Source organism: Streptomyces sp. NPDC020747 (assembly GCF_044334695.1).
Classification (GTDB): Bacteria; Actinomycetota; Actinomycetes; order Streptomycetales; family Streptomycetaceae; genus Streptomyces.
In genome coordinates this window covers 64,139-85,335 of record NZ_JBIRTJ010000025.1, presented here as the reverse complement: position 1 = coordinate 85,335, position 21,197 = coordinate 64,139, and the positions used below count along the sequence as shown (strand labels likewise).

At 71.4% G+C, this 21,197-nt stretch carries 15 protein-coding genes; 10 read left to right on the top strand and 5 right to left on the bottom strand.

The window, feature by feature from the left end:
• Position 1: 1 nt before the first annotated feature.
• Complete coding sequence (locus ACH4YP_RS44150; protein WP_398496975.1) at positions 2 to 1,153, bottom strand: class I SAM-dependent methyltransferase; 1,152 nt, start codon at positions 1,151 to 1,153, stop codon at positions 2 to 4.
• Between the two features lie 200 nt (positions 1,154 to 1,353).
• Here ACH4YP_RS44150 and cobT point away from each other — a divergent pair, with 200 nt between their 5' ends.
• The 3 genes from cobT (at position 1,354) to ACH4YP_RS44135 (ending at position 5,126) form a co-directional block, all read left to right on the top strand.
• Complete coding sequence (cobT, locus tag ACH4YP_RS44145; protein WP_398496973.1) at positions 1,354 to 2,439, top strand: nicotinate-nucleotide--dimethylbenzimidazole phosphoribosyltransferase; 1,086 nt, start codon at positions 1,354 to 1,356, stop codon at positions 2,437 to 2,439.
• 115 nt (positions 2,440 to 2,554) lie between these two features.
• Positions 2,555 to 4,384, top strand: coding sequence for a phosphatidylglycerol lysyltransferase domain-containing protein (locus tag ACH4YP_RS44140; RefSeq protein WP_398496971.1), 1,830 nt, complete (start codon positions 2,555 to 2,557; stop codon positions 4,382 to 4,384).
• 28 nt (positions 4,385 to 4,412) lie between these two features.
• A complete protein-coding gene (locus ACH4YP_RS44135; RefSeq protein WP_398496970.1) occupies positions 4,413 to 5,126 on the top strand; it encodes a hypothetical protein in 714 nt (237 codons plus the stop codon).
• On the opposite strand, the gene ACH4YP_RS44130 is transcribed toward ACH4YP_RS44135, so the two are convergent.
• Positions 5,063 to 5,830: a hypothetical protein gene (locus tag ACH4YP_RS44130; protein WP_361060576.1), complete on the bottom strand. Its 768-nt coding sequence runs from the start codon at positions 5,828 to 5,830 to the stop codon at positions 5,063 to 5,065. The genes ACH4YP_RS44135 and ACH4YP_RS44130 overlap by 64 nt on opposite strands.
• Positions 5,831 to 5,896: 66 nt before the next feature.
• Here ACH4YP_RS44130 and ACH4YP_RS44125 point away from each other — a divergent pair, with 66 nt between their 5' ends.
• Positions 5,897 to 6,694, top strand: coding sequence for an adenosylcobinamide-GDP ribazoletransferase (locus tag ACH4YP_RS44125; protein WP_398496996.1), 798 nt, complete (start codon positions 5,897 to 5,899; stop codon positions 6,692 to 6,694).
• A gap of 668 nt (positions 6,695 to 7,362) precedes the next feature.
• Here the strand turns inward: ACH4YP_RS44125 and ACH4YP_RS44120 are convergent.
• The 3 genes from ACH4YP_RS44120 to ACH4YP_RS44110 all read right to left on the bottom strand — a co-directional run bounded on the left by ACH4YP_RS44120 (position 7,363) and on the right by ACH4YP_RS44110 (position 10,723).
• Positions 7,363 to 7,695 carry a hypothetical protein gene (locus ACH4YP_RS44120; RefSeq protein ID WP_398496968.1) on the bottom strand — a complete coding sequence of 111 codons (333 nt, stop codon included), beginning with the start codon at positions 7,693 to 7,695 and terminating at the stop codon, positions 7,363 to 7,365.
• Entirely contained in the window at positions 7,692 to 9,215 is a 1,524-nt protein-coding gene (pelF, locus tag ACH4YP_RS44115; RefSeq protein ID WP_398496966.1) for a GT4 family glycosyltransferase PelF, read from the bottom strand. Before pelF ends, ACH4YP_RS44120 begins: the two co-directional genes overlap by 4 nt.
• A gap of 92 nt (positions 9,216 to 9,307) precedes the next feature.
• Positions 9,308 to 10,723 (bottom strand): hypothetical protein, encoded by a 1,416-nt coding sequence (locus ACH4YP_RS44110; protein ID WP_398496965.1) that lies wholly within the window; start codon positions 10,721 to 10,723, stop codon positions 9,308 to 9,310.
• 282 nt (positions 10,724 to 11,005) lie between these two features.
• On the opposite strand from ACH4YP_RS44110, the gene ACH4YP_RS44105 reads away from it, so the two are divergent.
• From ACH4YP_RS44105 to ACH4YP_RS44080, 6 genes are all read left to right on the top strand, one after another.
• Positions 11,006 to 12,553 (top strand): leucyl aminopeptidase, encoded by a 1,548-nt coding sequence (locus ACH4YP_RS44105; protein WP_361073026.1) that lies wholly within the window; start codon positions 11,006 to 11,008, stop codon positions 12,551 to 12,553.
• Positions 12,554 to 12,844: 291 nt separating this feature from the next.
• Complete coding sequence (gene lpdA, locus ACH4YP_RS44100; RefSeq protein WP_398496963.1) at positions 12,845 to 14,233, top strand: dihydrolipoyl dehydrogenase; 1,389 nt, start codon at positions 12,845 to 12,847, stop codon at positions 14,231 to 14,233.
• Between the two features lie 70 nt (positions 14,234 to 14,303).
• The gene (gene sucB / locus ACH4YP_RS44095; RefSeq protein ID WP_398496961.1) at positions 14,304 to 16,121 is read left to right on the top strand and encodes a 2-oxoglutarate dehydrogenase, E2 component, dihydrolipoamide succinyltransferase; all 1,818 of its coding nucleotides are present in this window, start codon (positions 14,304 to 14,306) and stop codon (positions 16,119 to 16,121) included.
• A 404-nt stretch (positions 16,122 to 16,525) separates the two neighbouring features.
• Positions 16,526 to 17,164 (top strand): GntR family transcriptional regulator, encoded by a 639-nt coding sequence (locus ACH4YP_RS44090; RefSeq protein WP_361073125.1) that lies wholly within the window; start codon positions 16,526 to 16,528, stop codon positions 17,162 to 17,164.
• Between the two features lie 248 nt (positions 17,165 to 17,412).
• Positions 17,413 to 20,118, top strand: a complete 2,706-nt coding sequence (gene aceE, locus ACH4YP_RS44085) for a pyruvate dehydrogenase (acetyl-transferring), homodimeric type (RefSeq protein ID WP_398496959.1) — start codon at positions 17,413 to 17,415, stop codon at positions 20,116 to 20,118.
• Positions 20,119 to 20,199: 81 nt separating this feature from the next.
• The gene (locus tag ACH4YP_RS44080) at positions 20,200 to 21,180 is read left to right on the top strand and encodes a helix-turn-helix transcriptional regulator (protein WP_398496957.1); all 981 of its coding nucleotides are present in this window, start codon (positions 20,200 to 20,202) and stop codon (positions 21,178 to 21,180) included.
• The last annotated feature ends 17 nt before the right edge of the window (positions 21,181 to 21,197 follow it).

Below are 21,197 nucleotides of genomic sequence, written 5' to 3'. Positions count from 1 at the left end.
ACTAGGCGGCCGAAGGGCGGGGAGTGTGCCTGCCTGCCGTCTTGCGGGCGATGATGCGGTACGCGTTCGAGAAGCGGGTGCGGCGCAGGAGCGGGGCCAGGACGTGGTCCAGGGCGAAGGCGGAGGCCAGCAGCGGGGTGGTGGCCCGGGTCAGGGCCGTACGGAGGGTGCGCTGGAGGTCGGTCGGCGGGCTCGGGCGCCAGGGCTCGTCGCCGCCCGGCAGCCGGTTGCCGATCGCGAGGGCGAGGGCGCCCGTGAGGTCGTACGGGATGTGCGGTTCGCGGCGGTCGGTGGAGACGACCGTGCAGCCGAGCTCGTCGAGTTCGTCGAGCAGGTTGCGCAGCGGCATGAGGTGGAGGTGCTGCGGCTGGCAGTAGGACACCCACCACTTGCCGAGCAGCGCGCCGAACGCGCAGTCCGGGTCCGGGACTTCGACGAGCAGGTGCCCGCCGGGGCGCAGCACGGCGAGCGCGGCGCGCAGTTCCTCGCGCGGGTCGGGGCTGTGCTCCAGGTGGTGGAACATGCTGACCACGTCGTAGCGGGCGCGCAGCCGGTCGACCAGGTCGGGCAGCCGGCCGTGGTGGGCCTCCTCGACCCGGCCCGCCGTCCGCGCCTGTTCGACGCGCGGGGTGGGGTCGAGCCCGTCGAAGGACGTGTACGTGTACAACTCCTTGGCCGCCGCCGGGAAGTGGCCGTGGCCGGTGCCGACGTCCAGCCAGCTCTCGGGCTCGGGGTACGGGAGCATCGCGCGGGCGGCGGCCTCGTGACGTCTGCGTCCGGCGCGGGCGCGCAGGGTCCGCTCGGCGAAGCCCTCGTGTCCGGACTGGCCCTCGTGGGTCTCGTGGAAGTCCCGGTAGTAGAAGGCCAGGCCCTCTGCGGTGAGGCGGGGGTTCTGGAAGGCGTGGGCGCAGTCCTCGCACTCGTCGACGACGAAGGTGCCGGGCTTGTGCTGGAGCAGGTCCGGGGTGCGCAGGCGGGTGCGCAGCCGCCGGGAGCCGCACCAGGGGCAGTCGGGCCGGCGGGGCTCGTGGAAGTGGTCGGTGCCCTGGGCGAGTTCGCTGAGATACGCGGCGCGGCGCCGGGCGACGGTCTGCTGGGCGGGGGATGTGGCGGGTGCGGGAGGTGTGGGGGGTGTTGCGGGTGTGGGGGGCATGGTCTGTCTGCTCCTGCCGGTCCGACGCGGTACGACCCTGTAGAGGCTGATATGAGCTACTACCGGTCGATACAAACCGGTATGACAATCCACTGCAAACCGGAACGTATGGGATAGAGATCTTCGATGCAACGACCATGCGAAGAGCACTGACCGACCGTCAGGAGACCGGCCCGATCACTGCCGGTACTGTTCGGCGAATGAGCTCGCTTAATCTCGACGACTTCACCGATCTGATCGAGCGCCCCGACGGCGGTGTACGCCGTGACGCCGAGGCACGCCGGGAGCGGCAGGTCGTGCCGCCCGGGGCCCTGGGACGCCTCGACGACCTCGGTGAGTGGCTGGCGGCCGCACAGTCGGCCGTGCCGGTGCGGGCGATCGAGCGTCCGCGCGTGGTGCTGTTCGCGGGTGATCACGGGGTCGCCGGACTGGGGGTGTCGGCGCGGCCCGCGGGGAGCGCGGACGAGCTGGTGCGCGCCGTGCTCGACGGCGCGAGCCCCGTCGCGGTACTGGCCCGGCGGCTCGGCGTACCCGTGCGCGTGGTGGACATGGCCCTCGACTGCGAGCCGGAGAGCCTGCCCGACGAGGTCGTACGGCACCGGGTGCGGCGCGGCTCCGGGCGGATCGACGTGGAGGACGCGCTGACCCCGGAGGAGGCGGAGGCCGCCTTCCTCGCGGGCGTCGCCGTCGCGGACGAGGAGGCCGACTCCGGCACCGATCTGGTCGTGCTCGGGGACGTGAGCGTCGGGGGGACCACCGCCGCGGCCGTGCTGATCGCGGCGCTGTGCGGCACCGACGCGTCGGTCGTCACCGGGCGCGGGGGGCGGGCCATCGACGACCTCGCCTGGATGCGGAAGTGCGCGGCGGTTCGCGACGCCCTGCGTCGCGCTCGGCCCGTGCTCGGGGATCAGCTGCAGCTGCTCGCGGCGGTGGGCGGGGCGGACCTTGCCGCGATCACCGGGTTCCTGCTGCAGAGTGCCGCGCGGAAGACGCCGGTGATCCTCGACGGGGTCGTCTCGGCCGCGTGCGCGCTGGTCGGGCAGCGGGTCGCCTTCCGGGCGCCGGACTGGTGGCTGGCGGGGCAGACCAGCGGTGAGCCCGCCCAGGCGAAGGCGTTCGACCGCATGGCACTGGAGCCGCTGCTCGACCATGGGGTGACGGTCGGGGAGGGCGCGGGGGCGTTGCTCGCACTGCCGTTGGTACAGGCCGCGGCCGCCTTGGCAGCGGAGCTGCCGGAGAGCCCGGAGGGCTCCGAGGACCCCGAGAAGGAACAGCTGCTGGGGTAGTTCGTCGGGTGCGGGCCGGTTGGGGTTGCCCGCACTCACCCGCACCCGCCCCCCGACCGAACCACCGCTCCCCATGAACGCTCACACACCGTAGTGCCCCATATGATCCCGTTTCATGGGAAGCGCCCGAACCGCCGTCAAGCAAGGCCCGGCTCCCGAGCCAGAGCGGGCCCCCGCCCGCACAGGCGACGTCGCCCGCCCGACCACCCCCGCCTCACGGCGAGCCGCCGCGTTCGCCGTCTGGTACCTCCGACTCGTCGCGTTCCTCAACTTCCTGAGTGCCGTATGGGTCTCCCTCGGCCAGGACGTGCGCCGCCACAACACCGAGAACTACTTCACCCCGTACCTCCTGACGGCGGGCTTCGCGTCGGGCGCGTTCACGATGTTCCTGGCGATCACGATGCGCCGCCGCAAACGAGCGGCCTGGATCCTCAACCTCGTACTCAGCGGGCTCTTCCTGCTGCTGCTCGCCTTCGCGATGGTCTTCCCTGAGATCCACGAGTACCCGCAGAACTGGATCTCCCTCGTCCTCACGGCCGCCTTCGTGGCGTCCCTCGCCGTCGGACGGCGTGAGTTCTACGCGAAGGGCGACCGCTCGAACCCGAAGCTGGCGGCGGCCGTCGCGGTGGGCGGACTGCTGCTCTGCTCGCTGCTCGCAGCGCTCCTGGTGACCGTCACGAACGACGCGCACGACGCCGACCGTTCGACGTTCCCCGACCGCTGGCGCTACGGCACCCTGCGGCTGATCTCGGTCGCCGCCGACGACGCCCGCTTCCCCGGGATCACCACTCCCAACTGGGCGAACGTCACCATCAACGTGCTCAGCACCCTGCTGGTCCTGGCCGTCTTCTACGCGGCCTTCCGTTCCCGCCGCGCCGTCGACCCGCTCACCGAGGGCGACGAGGAACGGCTGCGGGCACTGCTCGACCGGAACGGCGACCGCGACTCCCTCGGCTACTTCGCGCTGCGCCGCGAGAAGAGCGTGGTGTGGTCGCCGACCGGCAAGGCGGCCGTCGTCTATCGCGTCGTGAGCGGCGTCTCGCTGGCCTCCGGCGACCCGATCGGCGATCCCGAGGCGTGGCCCGGCGCCATCGACCCCTGGCTCGCCGAGGCGCGCGCCCACGGCTGGATCCCGGCGGTGATGGGCGCGAGCGAGGAGGCGGGGACCATCTACGCACGCCACGGCCTCGACGCGCTGGAGCTCGGCGACGAGGCGATCGTCGAGACGGCCGAGTTCACGCTGGAGGGGCGGGCCATGCGGACCGTCCGCCAGGCCTACAACCGCGTCCAGCGCGCGGGCTACCAGGTCCGCGTCCGGCGCCACGAGGACATCCCGGCCGACGAGATGACGTACCTGCTGAAGCGGGCCGACGACTGGCGGGACGGGGCGACCGAGCGGGGCTTCAGCATGGCGCTCGGACGGCTCGGGGATCCGGGCGACGGGCGGTGCGTGATGCTCGAATGCACGAACAGCCGGGCGGGGGAAGGCACGGACGAGTTGAGAGCGGTGCTCTCCTTCGTGCCCTGGGGGCCGCACGGGCTTTCCCTCGACCTCATGCGGCGGGACCGGGACTCCGAGAACGGGCTGATGGAGTTCATGGTCATCCAGCTCCTCCAGCAGGCTCCCGAGATCGGGATCACGCAGGTCTCGCTCAACTTCGCGATGTTCCGTTCCGTCTTCGAACGTGGCGGGCGTCTCGGCGCGGGCCCGGTACTGCGGCTGTGGAGGTCACTCCTCAGCTTCTTCTCGCGCTGGTGGCAGATCGAGTCGCTGTACCGCGCCAACGCCAAGTACCGGCCCATCTGGGAACCGCGGTTCCTGCTCTTCGAGAAGAGCGGTGACCTGCCGCGCATCGGCATCGCCGCGGCCCGCGCGGAGGGGTTCCTGGAGGCGCCGGGCCTGCCGAAGTGGCTGCACCGCAAGCACCTGGAGTCGCACAGATGAGTACGCACGGACCTGCGGTCCCCCGCCGATGAGCACCCTCGCCCGTCTGGCCCGCGCGGAATGGGGCCCGCTGTACGCGACCGTACGCGCGGGCCTCGTCGAGCGGCGCGGGCGTGCGATATGGAGTGCGATCCCCATGACCCTCGCCGCGGTGTGCCTGACAGCGCTCACTCAGTACGTGCAGAACCAGGCCTGGGGCTACCGGTTCGTCCAGAACGTCGGTGCCGTCCGCGCCGAGGACCCGCTCTGGCTCGCCCTGCTGCGCACCCCGCTCTCCCTCTTCGTACCGGCCCTGGACCTGCCCGTGTGGGGTGCGCTCGCGCAGATCCTGCTCGTGTTCGGGATCGCCGAGATCTGTCTGGGCCGGTGGCGCACGCTCCTCATCGCGTACGTCGCCACGCTGGCCGGCACCCTCTACGCGCGCGTGGGCATCGCGCTGGGCCCGCACGGGTTTCTGGGGCTGCCCGCCTCGGACTCACTGGTCGTGGACACCGGGCCGTCGGCGGCCGTGGTCGGGCTCGCGGTCTTCCTCTGTTGGCGATACCACGCGTACGTCACCGCGGGGGTGGTCGTCGCGGCCATGGTGGCGGAGGTGCTGTTGAAGGAGAACCTGGCGGGCAGGGAGCATCTGGCCGCGATCGCGGCCGTGCTGGTGCTGTGCGGGATCTCCGAGCTGCGTCACCGGCCGCCGGGCAGGGACCGGACGGGCTCCGGATCCGGTTTGCCGCCGATCCAGTCCTGAACCCTGCGGCGGGGGCCCGCCCAGCGGCGGTCGTGGTGGTAGGCCCGCAACTGGGCCTTGGCCCGGGCGCGATGCCGTCTGCGGTAGAAGCGCTTGGCCCACAGCGAGCCGGGGCGGGCGAGGCGGATCGCGCCGACCAGGGCGACGAGCGGGACGATCACGCCGAAGATCGCCATACGTGCCTTGCCCTTGCTCAGGGCCAGCAGCGAGATGAGGAAGTTCAGCCCGATGCTCACGACCACGCCCGCACGGTCCTGCAGTTCGTCCTCGGTGAGGTCGTTGACGCCGAACGGCAGGAAACCGCTGAGCATCAGGCCCACCAGGGCCGCCGTGACCACCACGACCTCGACGCTCTTGCGGCCCTCCTCGCTCCAGTAGACGTCGTCGAGATGCATGATCAGCGCGAACTCGTCGAGGACAAGACCCGCGCCGATGCCGAACACCACGGCGAACGCGGCCGAGCCGAAGCCGTGCCGGCCGCTGGCCACCGCGCCGAAGCCGCCGATCACGGTCAGGACGACTCCGGGGACGACGTGGTGGATGTGGACGCCGCCGGCCTCGACGTTGCCGAAGGGGCCCTTGCCCGCGCGGATCATCCGGACGACGATCCGGGTGATCACAAAGGTCAGTACGAAGGAGGAGAGCGCCAGCAGCAGCGGCAGCTTTCCCGGTTCGGTGATGTTCCGTGTCCACCAATGCCCCATGTGCGCACTTTATCCGCGGCTGCCGTGGGCGGCTCCCGGGCCGCCGGGTAACCTGCGCCGGTGTCCATGCCCCCGCCGGAAACTCCCGGAGCCTCCTGGCCCGACGGCCTCCGTTTCGCCTTCGGCACGCTCACCGTGCTGCCCGTGAAGGTGGCTCGGTGGGACCGTGAGGCCGCGCGGGCCGGGATGCTGTGCGCGCCCGTCGCCGGGCTGGTCGTGGGTCTCGCCGCCGCGGCGCTCGGTCTGTTCCTGCTGGTCCTCGGCGCGGGGCCGCTGCTCGCGGCCGTGGCCGGGGTGGCCGTGTCCGCCGTGCTGACCCGCGGCCTCCATCTCGACGGGCTCGCCGACACCGCCGACGGGCTGGGCAGCGGCAAGCCGGCGGCGGACGCGCTGCGCGTCATGAAGCAGTCGGACATCGGGCCGTTCGGTGTCATCACCCTTGTGTTCGTGCTGTTCGCCCAGGTGGCGGCGCTGGCCGAGGCGTACGGGGCCTCCTGGGCCTGGGGGGCCCTCTCTGCCGTCGTGTCGGCGACCGTCGCCCGGGGCGCGCTCACGCTGGCCGCGCGTGTCGGCGTGCCGCCGGCTCGGCCCGAGGGGCTGGGGGCCGCGGTCGCGGGCACGGTTCCCCTGCGGGGGGCTGTGCCGGTGATGGCCGGTGTGGCCGCCCTCGCGGCGGGGGCGGGGCTGCTCTTCGGGACGTACGGGCTCGGGCTGGGCGTGGCCGCCGTGGCCGCCGCGTGCGGGTGCGCCGAGCTGCTGCTGCGGCACTGTGTTCGCCGGTTCGGCGGGGTCACCGGGGACGTGTTCGGAGGTCTGGCCGAAACTGCCGCTACGGCGGCGCTGGTGGTTTTTGCGGTGTGGTGACAGCGCGGGCCCGCGGTGGGGGCTGGTTGCGCAGTTCCCCGCGCCCCTAAAAGACAAAAGCACAGGGGCTCAGCCTCGGTTTCAGGGGCGCGGGGAACTGCGCACTCCAGCAACGGACGACCTTCACATCGCAAACCGCCGAAACCCTCACCCCCAGCCAAAGAGCTCAGCCCGCCTGCAAGGCATGCGGCAGTGCGCCCCACGGGTGGGCCCCCTCGCCCGGGGGCACGCCGTGGACCAGGTGGCACTGGCGGGTACGGCCCCCCGTGAAGGGGGCCGGGCGGAGGGTGCGGTACGTCTCCCACGTGCCCTCGAAGGTGACGAGGACGTCGGCGAGGCGGGCGTACGCGGGATGCGGCGGCGCCCCGTGGTTGAGGGCGAGGGTGGTGCAGCCCGCCCCCAGGCGGCCGTGGCGAGCCGCTGGTAGTAGCCGAAGTCGCCCAGCCCTGAGGTGACTTGGTCGAGGAAGGCGCCGTCCACGCCGTACCAGTCGCGATACCGCGTGAGGTCCCGGACGACCTCCGCGCGCGGTCTGCGGCCGTAGCCGCACAGGGCCCCGGCCAGCAGCGGGACCGTACCGGCGGGGAGCCCGAGGCCGTCCTGCGGGCCCGCGAGGAGAGGGGCTCCGAGGACGTGGCCGAGGCCGGGCAGTGCGAAGACGACGCCTCTCAACAGGCAGCCCGGCAGGCCGATCTCCCAGGGGTCGTGGGCCGGTACCGAGGGTTCGGGATGGCGGCGCTCGACCGCTCGTACAGTTCCTCGGCGAGCGAGAAGGAGTCCTTGCAGCCGTACTTCTCGCGTATCCGGTCGTCCGACATGCCGTCGGACTCCAGGAGCGCGGCTATCTCGTCCGGGTGGACGGCGGCGGCTATGAACTCCTCCAGTCGTCCGGCGAGTTCGTCCACCGGGTCGGGCTCCGCCCAGCTGGGACGGCGTTGGCGCGGCACATGGGGCAGGGTGTCGGACCGCGAGCCCGGCGGCATCCGGATCGATCCGCTCACCAGCCGGTCCCGTCCGTCGCGACGGCCTGGTACCAGGGGTCGCGCAGTTCGAGGGTCCAGTCGGCGACGGTCTCCAGCGTGGGCTCGTACACCTCGGGCAGGCCCGCGAGTTCCTGGTAGATCGTCCGGAAGGCGTCCACGGAGCGTCGGAGCGTGAAGCGTTCGATGACGCGCCGGCGGGACAACTGGCCCAGTTCCAGGCGTCGTTCGTCGTCCCGCAGCAGGACGAGCGCGGCGGCGGCCATCTTCTCGGGCTCGCGCGGCGGCACCACGAGCCCGGTGTCGCCGACCGCCTCGCTGACGCCGCCCACGTCGGTGGAGACCGTGGTCCGGCCGCACGACATGGCCTCGATGATCGCGAAGGGGAAGCCCTCCGAGATGGAGGAGAGCATCACGACATGGCCGGCCGCGTAGGCCCGCCACACCTCGCTGATCCGGCCCTCGAAGCTGAGCCCGTCCGTGACGCCGAGTTCGGCGGCGAGCTTCTCCAGCTTCGTCTTGTACGCCTCTCCGCCGGCCGGCACCGGGCCGAACAACCGCAGCCTGGTCTCGGGGAGTTCGGCGCACACCATGGCGTACGCGTGCAGCAGCGTTTCGAGGTCCTTGATGGGGTCGACGCGGCCGCACCAGGTGAGCGTGGGTACGTCCGGCTCGGGTCCGGCGTGCGGGAAGGCGGCCGGGTCGACGCCGTTGTAGACCGTACGGATCTTGTCCGGGTCGGCGCCGCCGCGCTCCTCCCAGCGGCGGTTGTACTGGTTGCACGGGGTGATGAGGTCGGCCGCCTGGTAGCCGAGGGTGTTGAGCTCTCGGTAGAAGCCGAGCATCAGGGCCTTGACGGGCCACCGCTGCGCGTCGCTGCGATAGCCGAGGTAGCGCTCGCGCAGATGGATGCCGTGTTCGGTGAGCAGGAACGGGGTGCCGTCCAACTGCCGTGCGGCCAGGGCGGGAAGGGTGGCCAGACCGCTGCCGGTGGCGTGCGAGACGGAGTTCTCGGGCAGCCGGACGCCCAGCGGGCGCAGCGCGTGCTCCAGCAGGTCGGTGGCGGTCAGCGCGTCGTGCACGGTGGGGCAGGCCTGGGCGATCCGGAGGTGCGGCATGGTCCAGATCCACATCAGCGAGCGCAGTGCGGTCTCGGTGCGCAGGGCCGCCGACAGCCGTCCGTCACGGGCGAGTTGGGCGAGTTCGTAGAAGGCCTCGCCGAAGTCGCAGTGCGCCTCCGGGTCCAGGAAGGACAGCAGGAACCGCTCGTAGGTGTCGACGAAGCGGCGGCGGGCGGGGCCACGCGGTGCGCGCCGCGATCCCTGCAGCGTGCCCCACAGCGGTACGGACGTGTGCTGGTAGACGTTGCTCGGCAGCTCCCAGGTCACGGGCTCGCGGCCGTTGCCGGAGAGTGAGACGACGTTGAAGCCGACTTCGGGCATCCCCTTCACGAGCTGGTCGCACCAGGTGCTGACCCCGCCGTGGACCAGTGGATACGTGCCCTCCGTGAGCATGGTGACATGACGTCCTGTGCTCATCATGCGTGTTCCCCCTGGAACATTTCTTACGGCTCGGTGGCGTGCCCCGGCCGGTCTTGGCCGGGGCGCGCGTCGTGCTGCGGCGCTTGTCTCCGTTATGCGGGCAGTCTCGGGGTGAGGGCTGTCTGCAGAGCGTCCGGCGTGGTCCAGGCCGATCGCTCTCCCGCGTAGGGCGTCCCGAACGCGGTGGTGCCGAGCAGGAGTTGCTTGAGTGTCCCTTCGGGTGCGGTCACCGGGATCTGCGTCCCGGACGGGGCGGTGACGGTGGTGCCGACGCGGTACGCGGTGACGTCACCGCCGGCGACGGCCTCCTGCCAGGCGGCGCGGCGCTTCAGCTCGGTGCCGACGGCGCTCTGCCGCGGGTTCTCCAGCAGGGCGTTGTCGGCGTAGAGCGCGCGGTGGTCGGCGAGCACCTTGTCCAGGACCGGGTGGAGCAGCCGGTCCTCGGCCAGGTTGGACCGGTGCACGTAGTGCGGGCGCGGGTCGTTGCCCACGGCGTGGCCGAGGGCGGTGCGGGCCTCCTGCGGGAGGATGTACGACTCGAAGCCGGTCACCAACTCGCTGGTGTCGACGGGCAGTCCGTGGCTCGCCGCCCACAGGTTGTTGGCGCTGATCTCGGTCGAGATGTCGGCGCGGCTCACGTACCGGGTCGAGCCGTCGCCGTTCTCGCTCTTCCGCTCCTCCCCCGCCCCGGCGTTGTAGACCATGTCGAGGGTGAAGCCGCTGTCCCGCTGCCACTGGGCGGCGTACACCGCGTCGGCCGCCGTCATACGGATCGGCGTGGTCCTCTCACCGTCATCGCCCACGCAGTCGAAGTCGCCGGGTGTGCAGTTGCGTTCGGTGTCCCAGCGGCTGTCGGGCGCGAAGACGCCGTCGACATGGACAGAAAAATAGTTCCTGTTCTGACCGAGGTGTACGCCCTGGGTCAGCCATTCGACAACGCCGCGGGCAAGGACGCGGAACTGCTGCTGGTAGTGGTTGTGGGCGAAGGTCACGACGAGTTCGCGGCGTCCGTCGTGCGCGTACTCGCCGACCAGGCTGCGACGGCCGCTTCCGCCGGGCACGGCGGTGTCGACGTGGCTGGTGAAGCCCGCGCGGGGCCGGGCCACGTAGCCGTAACTCTCCTGGACGGAGGATGAGTTGTCCTCGAACGCGAGGGGTCCGTCGAGGCAGCCGAGATAGCCCGCCCCGAACGGCGCCTCGTTGGGCAGCACGACGCCCTGGTACCTGGCGCGCGGCGTGCCGTTCACCGTGTCGCTCAGGAACGCCTCGGTGATGGCCGGGCGGTCGGAGTCGTTCAGGTCGACGGTCGTGTACGGGATGCCGGTGGTCTTCAGCTCCTCCGTGACGGCTTCCACGGGGCTGTCGCCGTTGTCGACGACGAGCACCAACAGATCGATGCGCGGCTCTTCCGCCGCCGACGCTCCGGGGGTGCCCAGCCCCAGGCTCAGCAGACCGGCGGCCGCCATGACAACGGCCGCGTTTCTCCATCTGCGCGCACTCTGCGCCATGTTCGCCCCTACCCCAACAAGATCCCCTGATGGTCGTTTCGAGGAGGATCCGCGGAAATCACGCAAAGCAACGAGTGGGTTACTCATCGCAAACGGCAGGAGCGTGGCTCAGGTCACAGAAGTGAGGGGTGATAAGCGGCCAGGGCACCGCATGGGGATGAACGGCCGCTGGAATGAGCGAAACGCGCCACCGCGCGTAGGCTCGTGCCCGGGACTCCACCGCCCCGGCCGACGTCACCCCTGACGGCCACAGCAACTCAATGGAAGCGAGATTTCACCACCGTGACTGCTCTCACTCTCAGCACCGCCGCGGCGCCCGGCCTGCGGGTCGACGCCATCGTCGTCGGTGTCGCCAAGGGCACCGGGCCCAAGTCCGGGGACCTGGTCGTGGCACCTGGCGCCGAGGCCGTGGACAAGGCGTACGACGGGAAGTTCGCCGGCGTTCTGGAGACCCTCGGCGCCTCGGGCGGCGAGGGCGAGGTGACGAAGCTGCCGGCTCCGTCCGGCTTCAAGGCACCGCTCGTGCTGGCGGTCGGTCTCGGTGCTCTGCCGGAGAAGGACGGCTCCTTCTCCGGGGAGACCCTGCGCCGGGCGGCCGGTGTCGCCGCACGTGCCCTCGCCGGTTCGAAGAAGGCCGCCTTCGCCCTGCCGATCGAGGACGCCGCCGACGCGGGCGCCGTCGGCGAGGGCGCGCTGCTCGGCGCGTACTCCTTCGACGTCTACAAGGAGACCGCCAAGAGCAACGGCGGGAAGGACGCCAAGAACGGCAAGGCCCCGCTCGCCGAGGTCACGCTGCTCGGCGGCAAGCCCCGCGACAGGGCGTTCAAGGCCGCGATCGAGCGCGCCACCGCCGTGTCCGAGGAGCTGAACCGCGCCCGTGACCTCATCAACACCCCGCCGAACGACCTGAATCCGGAGGCCTTCGCGGCCGTCGCGCAGGCCGCGGCCAAGGAGCACGGCATCAAGGTGCAGGTGCTCGACGAGAAGGCCCTGGAGAAGGGCGGCTACGGCGGCATCCTCGGCGTCGGTGTCGGTTCCGCGTCCGCGCCCCGCCTGGTGAAGCTGTCGTACACCTCCTCCAAGGCCAAGAAGCACCTCGCCTTCGTCGGCAAGGGCATCACCTACGACTCGGGCGGCATCTCACTGAAGCCGGCCGGGCACAACGAGACGATGAAGTGCGACATGAGCGGCGCCGCCGCCGTGTTCGCCGCGGTCGTCGCCGCCTCGCGGCTGGGTCTCGAGGTCAACGTGACCGGCTGGCTCGCGCTCGCCGAGAACATGCCCTCCGGTTCCGCGACCCGCCCCGGCGACGTGCTGCGCATGTACAGCGGCAAGACCGTCGAGGTCCTCAACACCGACGCCGAGGGCCGGCTCGTCCTCGCCGACGCGCTCGCCAAGGCCTCCGAGGAGACCCCGGACGCGATCGTCGACGTGGCGACGCTGACCGGCGCGATGATGCTGGCGCTGGGCAACCGGACGTTCGGCGTCATGGCGAACGACGACTCGTTCCGTACGGCGGTGTACGAGGCGGCCGAGGAGGTCGGCGAGGCGGCGTGGCCGATGCCGCTGCCCGACCACCTCAAGAAGGGGATGGACTCCCCCACCGCCGACATCGCCAACATGGGCGAGCGGTACGGCGGCGGACTGGTCGCCGGACTCTTCCTCAAGGAGTTCGTCGGCGAGGGGATCACCTGGGCGCACCTGGACATCGCGGGTCCCGCCTTCAACGAGCAGGGTCCCTTCGGCTACACGCCCAAGGGCGGTACGGGGTCGGCCGTGCGGACGCTGGTGCGGCTTGCGGAGATCACGGCCGCGGGTGACCTGGGCTGACGCCCGCCCGGCCCCACCGGTCCGCACCCGTTGCACTGCGGGTGCGGACCGGTGGGGCTGATCGCGCCCACACGGCGGCTCCGACTCGGCACCGCGCCCCTTATGGGGCACCGTGTGATCGATCAGACGTCTCACAGCCAGGCCCGGCGTCCCGCATGGCGCCGACAAGTGCGAAGATGGGTTCTCGGCAGGACAGGGCCCACCTCAGGGCCGAAGAAAGAGCGGCCGGACACCAGCCGCCGCCCGGTCGACGCAGACCGGCGTACGGCGCACATGCATGGAGGACGTGACGTGGCGAACGACGCCAGCACCGTTTTCGACCTAGTGATCCTCGGCGGTGGTAGCGGCGGCTACGCCGCGGCCCTGCGCGGAGCGCAGCTGGGCCTGGACGTCGCCCTGATCGAGAAGAACAAGCTCGGCGGCACCTGCCTGCACAACGGCTGCATTCCCACCAAGGCCCTGCTGCATGCCGGCGAGATCGCCGACCAGGCACGCGAGGCGGAGCAGTACGGTGTCCTGACGACTTTCCAGGGCATCGACATCAACGCCGTCCACAAGTACAAGGACGACGTGATCAGCGGCCTCTACAAGGGCCTCCAGGGCCTGGTGGCCTCGCGCAAGGTGACGTACATCGAGGGTGAGGGCCGGCTCTCGTCCCCCACCTCCGTGGACGTCAACGGACAGCGCGTCCAGGGCCGTCACGTGCTCCTCGCGACCGGCTCCGTGCCGAAGTCGCTGCCGGGCCTGGAGATCGACGGCAACCGCATCGTCTCCTCGGACCACGCGCTGACGCTGGACCGCGTCCCGCAGTCCGCGATCGTGCTGGGCGGCGGCGTCATCGGCGTCGAGTTCGCCTCCGCGTGGAAGTCCTTCGGCACCGACGTCACGGTCATCGAGGGTCTCAAGCACCTCGTGCCGGTGGAGGACGAGAACAGCTCCAAGCTTCTTGAGCGCGCCTTCCGCAAGCGCGGCATCAAGTTCAACCTCGGCACGTTCTTCGACAAGGCCGAGTACACGCAGGACGGCGTCCGTGTGACGCTCGCCGACGGCAAGACCTTCGAGGCCGAGATCCTCCTGGTCGCCATCGGCCGCGGACCGGTCTCCGCCGGTCTCGGCTACGAGGAGCAGGGCGTCGCGCTGGACCGCGGCTACGTCCTCGTCGACGAGTACATGCGCACGAACGTGCCGACGATCTCGGCCGTCGGTGACCTGGTCCCGACGCTCCAGCTCGCGCACGTCGGCTTCGCCGAGGGCATCCTGGTGGCGGAGCGTCTCGCCGGTCTGAAGACCGTTCCGATCGACTACGACGGCGTGCCGCGGGTGACGTACTGCCACCCCGAGGTCGCCTCCGTCGGTATCACCGAGGCCAAGGCCAAGGAGATCTACGGTGCGGACAAGGTCGTCGCTCTGAAGTACAACCTCGCGGGCAACGGCAAGAGCAAGATCCTCAAGACCGCGGGCGAGATCAAGCTCGTCCAGGTCAAGGACGGTGCCGTGGTCGGCGTCCACATGGTCGGCGACCGCATGGGCGAGCAGGTCGGCGAAGCCCAGCTGATCTACAACTGGGAGGCGCTGCCGGCCGAGGTCGCGCAGCTCATCCACGCCCACCCGACCCAGAACGAGGCGATGGGCGAGGCCCACCTCGCCCTGGCCGGCAAGCCGCTGCACTCGCACGACTGACCGACCCTCGGTCGAAACACATCGCCGCGACGACACAGACTTCCGCAATTCGTAAGGAGCAACCGAAACCATGGCGGTTTCCGTAACCCTTCCGGCGCTCGGCGAGAGCGTCACCGAGGGCACTGTCACCCGCTGGCTGAAGGCCGAGGGCGAGCGCGTCGAGGCCGACGAGCCGCTGCTCGAGGTGTCCACCGACAAGGTCGACACCGAGATCCCCTCCCCCGCAGCCGGTGTGCTCGCCTCCATCAAGGTCGCCGAGGACGAGACGGTCGAGGTCGGCGCCGAGCTGGCCGTCATCGACGACGGCTCCGGCGCACCCGCTGCCGCCCCGGCCCCCGCTGCCGCCGAGGCTCCGGCCCCTGCGGCCGAGCCCGCCCCGGCGCCGGTCGCCGAGGCCCCCGCCGCTCCGGCGCCCGCCACCGAGCCCGCCCCCGCCGCCCCGGCAGGTGGCGCCTCCGGTACCGACGTCGTGCTGCCCGCACTGGGCGAGTCGGTCACCGAGGGCACCGTCACCCGGTGGCTCAAGGAGGTCGGCGAGGAGGTCGCGGAGGACGAGCCGCTGCTCGAGGTCTCCACGGACAAGGTCGACACCGAGATCCCCGCGCCGGTCGCCGGCGTGCTGCTGGAGATCGTGGTCGGCGAGGACGAGACCGCCGAGGTCGGCGCGAAGCTCGCCGTCATCGGCGCCCCGGGCGCGGCTCCGGCCGCCGCTCCGGCGCCCGCTGCTCCGGCTCCGGCGCCCGCCGCCGCTGCCCCGGCACCGGCCGCTCCCGCGGCTCCCGCTCCGGCTCCGGCTCCGGCTCCGGCCCCCGCTGCTCCGGCCGCCCCGGCCGCCGCCGCACCGGCTCCGGTCCAGCCCGCGGCTCCGGCTCCCAAGCCCGCCCCGGCTGCTCCCGCGCCGGTCGCGGCCGCTCCCGTCACCCCGGCCCCGGCTCCGGCCGCGACCTCCGGTGACGACGGCGCGTACGTGACCCCGCTGGTGCGCAAGCTCGCCGCCGAGAACGGCGTCGACCTGGGCACCGTCAAGGGCACCGGCGTCGGCGGCCGTATCCGCAAGCAGGACGTCCTCGCCGCCGCCGAGGCCGCGAAGGCCGCCGCGGCTGCTCCGGCTCCGGCCGCGGCCGCCCCGAGCACCGCCAAGAAGGCGCCGACCCTGGAGGCTTCTCCCCTCCGCGGCCAGACCGTCAAGATGCCCCGCATCCGCAAGGTCATCGGCGACAACATGGTGAAGGCCCTGCACGAGCAGGCCCAGCTGTCCTCGGTCGTCGAGGTCGACGTCACGCGGCTGATGAGGCTGCGCACGCAGGCCAAGGACTCCTTCGCGGCCCGCGAGGGCGTCAAGCTCTCCCCGATGCCGTTCTACGTGAAGGCGGCGGCCCAGGCGCTGAAGGCCCACCCGGCCGTCAACGCCCGGATCAACGTCGAAGAGGGCACGATCACCTACTTCGACACCGAGAACGTCGGTATCGCGGTGGACTCCGAGAAGGGCCTGATGACCCCGGTCATCAAGCACGCGGGCGACCTCAACATCGCCGGCATCGCGAAGGCCACCGCCGAACTGGCGGGCAAGGTCCGGGCCAACAAGATCACTCCGGACGAGCTGTCCGGCGCGACCTTCACGATCTCGAACACCGGCTCGCGCGGCGCGCTCTTCGACACGATCATCGTGCCGCCGAACCAGGTCGCGATCCTGGGCATCGGTGCCACGGTGAAGCGTCCGGCCGTCATCGAGACGGAGGAGGGCACGGTCATCGGCGTCCGCGACATGACCTACCTGACGCTCTCCTACGACCACCGCCTGGTGGACGGCGCCGACGCCGCCCGCTACCTGACGGCGGTCAAGGCGATCCTGGAGGCGGGCGAGTTCGAGGTGGAACTCGGCCTGTAGGCTCCGCCGCCGCAACGCACGACGAGGTGCCCCCGTCCGTCGCCGGACGGGGGCCCTTTGCGTTCCCCGACCGCGGGGAGACCACCTGCGGGCCGGTGAGGGCTGATCGCGCCCCGCGGCAGGACCGCGAACGCACAGCCCCGCGCCCCTGAACGACAGGGGCGCAGCCCCGCTTCTCAGGGGCGCGGGGAACTGCGCAAACGCCCCCACAGGCCCGCAGCCGCCCTACCAGAAGCCGTCCCCCCTGCCCCTGACGCGCACCGCGAACCAGGGCGGAGCCCCGTGTGCGGCTCATCTCACCTGCGTCAAAGCACCCCCGCGCGCCCTTCCCGGACGGACTCCCGGCCTTATTGTCTAGAAGTCAACGCCCTCGGGGCCGAAGTGCCCCCGCCGAAGGAGCTTCAATGACCGCGCCCGTCGTCCACTCGCTCCGCGAACAGATCCGCGAGCACATCGTGGAGGGGATCGTGAGCGGTCGCTGGAAGCCGGGCGAGCGGATCGTGGAGCGCCGGATCGCCACCGAGCTGGAGGTCAGCCAGACCCCCGTGCGGGAGGCCCTGCGCGAGCTGGAGTCGCTGCGCCTGATCGAGTCGGCCCCCAACAAGGGCGTACGCGTACGCAATCTCACCGCGGCGGACCTGGAGGAGAGCTACCCCGTGCGGGCCGGTCTGGAGGCCATCGCCGCCGAGCTGGCCGCCGAGCGGCTCGCAGCCGACTGCTCGTCGCTGGAACCGCACGTCACGGCCCTGTACGAGGCCGACCGCAAGGCCGACGGCACCGGCCAGGTCCGCCACACGGTGGCGTTCCACCGCGAGCTGGTCCGCGCCGCGGGCAACTCCGTGCTGCTGCACACCTGGGAAGGCCTCGGCATCGAGGTCTTCACGGCCCTGTCGATCCGCTGGCTGGGCACGGTCCAGCAGTCGTACGCGGAGGAGCACGAGGCCCTGGTGGAGGCGTTCCGCCGCCGGGACCCGCTGATCGCGGAGCTGGTGAAGGCGCATGTGCTGGGCTGCGCCCCAAGGACGGGCAACGAGCCCTCCTGACGCCTTCCTGACGCACTCCGACCTGCGAAAACAAGGCACCCGGTGCCTGGCGCCAAGGCACCCCGTGCCTACTTTCTCGTGATCAAGAGGTTTTGCCCTTCAACCCTTTGATCGATCATCGATCAGCGAGTTAGAGTCGGCGGCGGGCTCCCACCAGAGCCCGCCGCCCTGTCCTGCCAAAGACCAAGGGCACCCCCGAAACCCCTTACCGACGAGGGAACCCCCCTCCGCATCCGGAAGGCGGCGCAATGACCGACCCCACCGCAATCCAGCCGAGCGAGCTCGACCAGCTCCCGGACCGCGACCCCGAGGAGACCGCCGAATGGCAGGCCTCCCTGGACGCCGTCACCAAGGCGGCCGGGCCGCACCGTGCCGCGTACCTGATGCGCCGCACGCTGGAGCGCGCCGAGGCGGGCGGTCTGGCGCTGCCCAAGCTGCTTGAGACCGACTACGTCAACACCATCCCGACCGCCGCCGAGCCCGTAGTGGACGGCGACGAGGCGATGGAGCGCAGGATCACCGCGTGGAACCGCTGGAACGCGGCCGCGATGGTGACCCGGGGCGCGAAACACGGCGTGGGCGGCCACATCGCCACCTTCGCCTCCGCGGCCTGGCTCTACGAGACGGGCTTCAACCACTTCTTCAAGGGCAAGGAGGCCGACGGGTCCGGCGACCAGCTCTACATCCAGGGCCACGCCTCCCCCGGCATCTACGCCCGCGCCTTCCTCGACGGCCGGCTGAACGAGCAGCACCTCGACAAGTTCCGCCAGGAGGCGGGCGGCAACGGCCTCCCGTCGTACCCGCACCCGCGGCGCCTGCCGTGGCTCTGGGAGTTCCCGACGGTGTCGATGGGCCTCGGCCCGCTGTCGGCCATCTACCAGGCGCGCTTCAACCGCTATCTGACCAACCGCGGCATCAAGGACGTATCGCAGTCGCACGTCTGGGCGTTCCTCGGTGACGGCGAGATGGACGAGCCGGAGTCGACGGCGGCACTCGCACTCGCGAGCCGCGAGGGCCTGGACAACCTGACCTTCGTCATCAACTGCAACCTCCAGCGCCTCGACGGCCCGGTCCGTGCGAACTTCAAGATCGTGCAGGAGCTGGAGGCCCAGTTCCGCGGCGCCGGCTGGAACGTCGTCAAGTCGCTGTGGGGCAACGCCTGGGACGAGCTGTTCCAGCTGGACACCACCGGCGCCCTGGTCCGCCGCCTCCGTGAGGTCCCGGACGCGCAGGTGCAGACGTACCAGACCCGTGACGCCGCCTACATCCGCCAGGACTTCTTCGGCGCCGACCCGGCGCTCGTCGAACTGGCGAAGCTGCTGAGCGACGACAAGATCCTGGAGTGCTTCCACCTCTCGCGCGGTGGTCACGAGGCTCGCAAGGTGTACGCGGCCTACAAGGCGGCCGTCGAGCACAAGGGCGTGCCCACCGTGATCCTCGCGCAGACGGTCAAGGGCTTCACGCTCGGCGAGGGCTTCGCCTCGAAGAACGCCAACCACCAGATGAAGAAGCTGTCGACGGACGAGTTCAAGCAGATGCGTGACCTGCTCGAACTGCCCGTCAAGGACAGCGACTTCGTCGACGGCGTGGTCCCCTACGGCCACCCGGGCGCCGACTCCCCCGAGGTCCGCTACCTCCAGGAGCGCCGCGCGGCCCTCGGCGGCCCGGCCCCGGCCCGCCGTACGCACGCGGTCGCCCCGCTGCCCGCCCCCGCCGACAAGGCGTTCGCGGCCTTCGACAAGGGCTCCGGCTCGCAGAACGTCGCGACGACCATGGCCTTCGTACGCCTGGTCAAGGACCTGGTCCGCGACAAGACGTCCGGTAAGCGCTGGGTGCCGATCGTCCCCGACGAGGCGCGCACCTTCGGTATGGAGAGCCTCTTCCCGTCCCTCGGCATCTACTCGCCGAAGGGCCAGACGTACGAGCCGGTCGACCGTGACCAGCTGATGTACTACAAGGAGGCCAAGGACGGCCAGATCCTCAACGAGGGGATCACCGAGGCCGGTTCGATGGCCGACTTCATCGCCGCGTCCACCGCGTACTCCACGCACGGCGAGACGATGATCCCGTTCTACATCTTCTACTCGATGTTCGGCTGGCAGCGCACGGCCGACCAGATGTGGCAGCTCGGCGACCAGCTCGGCCGCGGCTTCCTCGTCGGCGCGACGGCCGGCCGTACGACGCTGACGGGCGAGGGCCTGCAGCACGCGGACGGCCACTCGCCGGTCATCGCGGCGACCAACCCGGCGGCCCTGTCGTACGACCCGGCGTTCGCCTACGAGGTCGCGACGATCGTCAAGGACGGTCTGCGCCGGATGTACGGCGAGGCCGCGCCCGGCGAGGACCAGAACGTCTTCTACTACCTCACCGTCTACAACGAGCCGATCCCGCAGCCCGCCAAGCCGGCGTCCTCCGGTATCGACGAGGGCATCGTCAAGGGCCTCTACCGCTTCAACACGGCGGAGTCGGCGGGCGTCCAGGTGAACGCCGCCAACGCCTCGCGCATCCAGCTGCTCGGTTCCGGTACGGCGATCCACTGGGTCCTGGAGGCGCAGAAGCTGCTCGCCGAGGAGTGGGGCGTGGCCGCGGACGTCTGGTCCGCCACGTCCTGGACGGAGCTGCGGCGGGACGCCCTGAAGGCCGACGCGGCGCTGCTGCGCGGCGAGGACCGGATGCCGTACGTCCGTCAGGCGCTGCAGGGTGCCGAGGGGCCCGTCCTCGCGGTCTCCGACTACATGCGGCAGGTGCCCGACCAGATCGCGCAGTGGGTCGAGCAGGACTACTCCTCGCTCGGCGCGGACGGGTTCGGCCTGTCCGACACCCGTGAGGCCGCCCGCCGGCACTTCGGTGTCGACGCGCAGTCGATCGTCGTGGCGGCGCTGGCGCAGCTTGCGCGGCGCGGCGAGGTGCCGGCGTCCGCGGTGAAGGAAGCGCGGGAGCGGTACGGGTTGTAGTTCGACTGCCGGTGGGGGTGGGTGGGGGCTGGTCGCGCAGCCCCCACCCACCCCCACCGGGCCACCCGGCATCATGAACACATGCGTGCTGCCCGCCTCATCAAGATGGTGCTGCTTCTTCAGGCCAGGCCCTCCATGACCGCCTCCGAGCTCGCTCGGGAGCTGGAGGTGTCGGAGCGGACGATCACCCGGGACGCGCAGGCCCTGTCGGAGGCGGGCGTCCCGGTGTACGCGGACCGCGGCCGGGCCGGCGGGTACCGGCTGATCGGCGGGTACCGGACCCGGCTGACCGGGCTCGCCAGGAGTGAGGCCGAGGCCCTGTTCCTCTCGGGCGTGCCCGGCGCGCTCCGGGAGATGGGCCTTGAGGACGCCGCCTCCGCCGCCCGGCTGAAGGTGTCCGCGGCCCTCCTCCCCTCCCTCAAGGACGCCTCCCGCACCGCGTCCCAGCGCTTCCACCTGGACGCCCCCGCCTGGTTCGCCGAGCCGAAGACACCCGAGCTGCTGCCCGCGGTCGCGGAGGCGGTGTGGGACGACCGTCGGATCACCGCGCGCTACCGGCGCCAGGAGACCGACGTGGAGCGCGAGTTGGAGCCGTACGGGCTCATCCTCAAGGCGGGTGTCTGGTACGTGTGCGCCCGTGTCACCGATCCCGGATCCTTCCGCGTGTACCGCATCGACCGGTTCACGTCGGTCGAGCCCGGCGAGGAGCGCTTCAGCCGCGACGAGGGGTTCGACCTGCCGGGCTTCTGGGCGGAGCGGGCGGCCCAGTTCGCGCGCTCGCTCCTGCGGGCGAGGGTCGTCGTGCGGCTCACCGAGGCGGGCGCGCGGCGGCTGAGGCACACCGTCGATCCGCTCTCCGCGCAGGAGGCCCTGGCGGCGGCCGGCCCGCCAGACGACACGGGCCGGGTGACTCTCACGCTGCCGGTCGAGTCGTACGACGTCGCGTACAGCCAGTTCCTCTCCCTCGGCCCCGAGGTGGAGGTCCTGGAGCCGTCCGAACTCCGCGAGCGCTTCACCGAGGCGGCGGCCCGGACGGCGGCGTACTACGACAGGCAGGACTGAGAAGCGAGCGCCGGGGG

Excerpts from the sequence above, each read along its gene's own strand:
- ACH4YP_RS44135 (WP_398496970.1), top strand. The coding sequence starts at position 4,413 with ATGAGCACCCTCGCCCGTCTGGCCCGCGCGGAATGGGGCCCGCTGTAC.
- ACH4YP_RS44090 (WP_361073125.1), top strand. The coding sequence starts at position 16,526 with ATGACCGCGCCCGTCGTCCACTCGCTCCGCGAACAGATCCGCGAGCAC.
- pelF (WP_398496966.1), bottom strand. The coding sequence starts at position 9,215 with ATGATGAGCACAGGACGTCATGTCACCATGCTCACGGAGGGCACGTAT.
- aceE (WP_398496959.1), top strand. The coding sequence starts at position 17,413 with ATGACCGACCCCACCGCAATCCAGCCGAGCGAGCTCGACCAGCTCCCG.
- sucB (WP_398496961.1), top strand. The coding sequence starts at position 14,304 with ATGGCGGTTTCCGTAACCCTTCCGGCGCTCGGCGAGAGCGTCACCGAG.
- ACH4YP_RS44150 (WP_398496975.1), bottom strand. The coding sequence starts at position 1,153 with ATGCCCCCCACACCCGCAACACCCCCCACACCTCCCGCACCCGCCACA.
- ACH4YP_RS44110 (WP_398496965.1), bottom strand. The coding sequence starts at position 10,723 with ATGGCGCAGAGTGCGCGCAGATGGAGAAACGCGGCCGTTGTCATGGCG.
- cobT (WP_398496973.1), top strand. The coding sequence starts at position 1,354 with ATGAGCTCGCTTAATCTCGACGACTTCACCGATCTGATCGAGCGCCCC.
- ACH4YP_RS44140 (WP_398496971.1), top strand. The coding sequence starts at position 2,555 with ATGGGAAGCGCCCGAACCGCCGTCAAGCAAGGCCCGGCTCCCGAGCCA.
- ACH4YP_RS44080 (WP_398496957.1), top strand. The coding sequence starts at position 20,200 with ATGCGTGCTGCCCGCCTCATCAAGATGGTGCTGCTTCTTCAGGCCAGG.
- ACH4YP_RS44130 (WP_361060576.1), bottom strand. The coding sequence starts at position 5,830 with ATGGGGCATTGGTGGACACGGAACATCACCGAACCGGGAAAGCTGCCG.
- ACH4YP_RS44125 (WP_398496996.1), top strand. The coding sequence starts at position 5,897 with ATGCCCCCGCCGGAAACTCCCGGAGCCTCCTGGCCCGACGGCCTCCGT.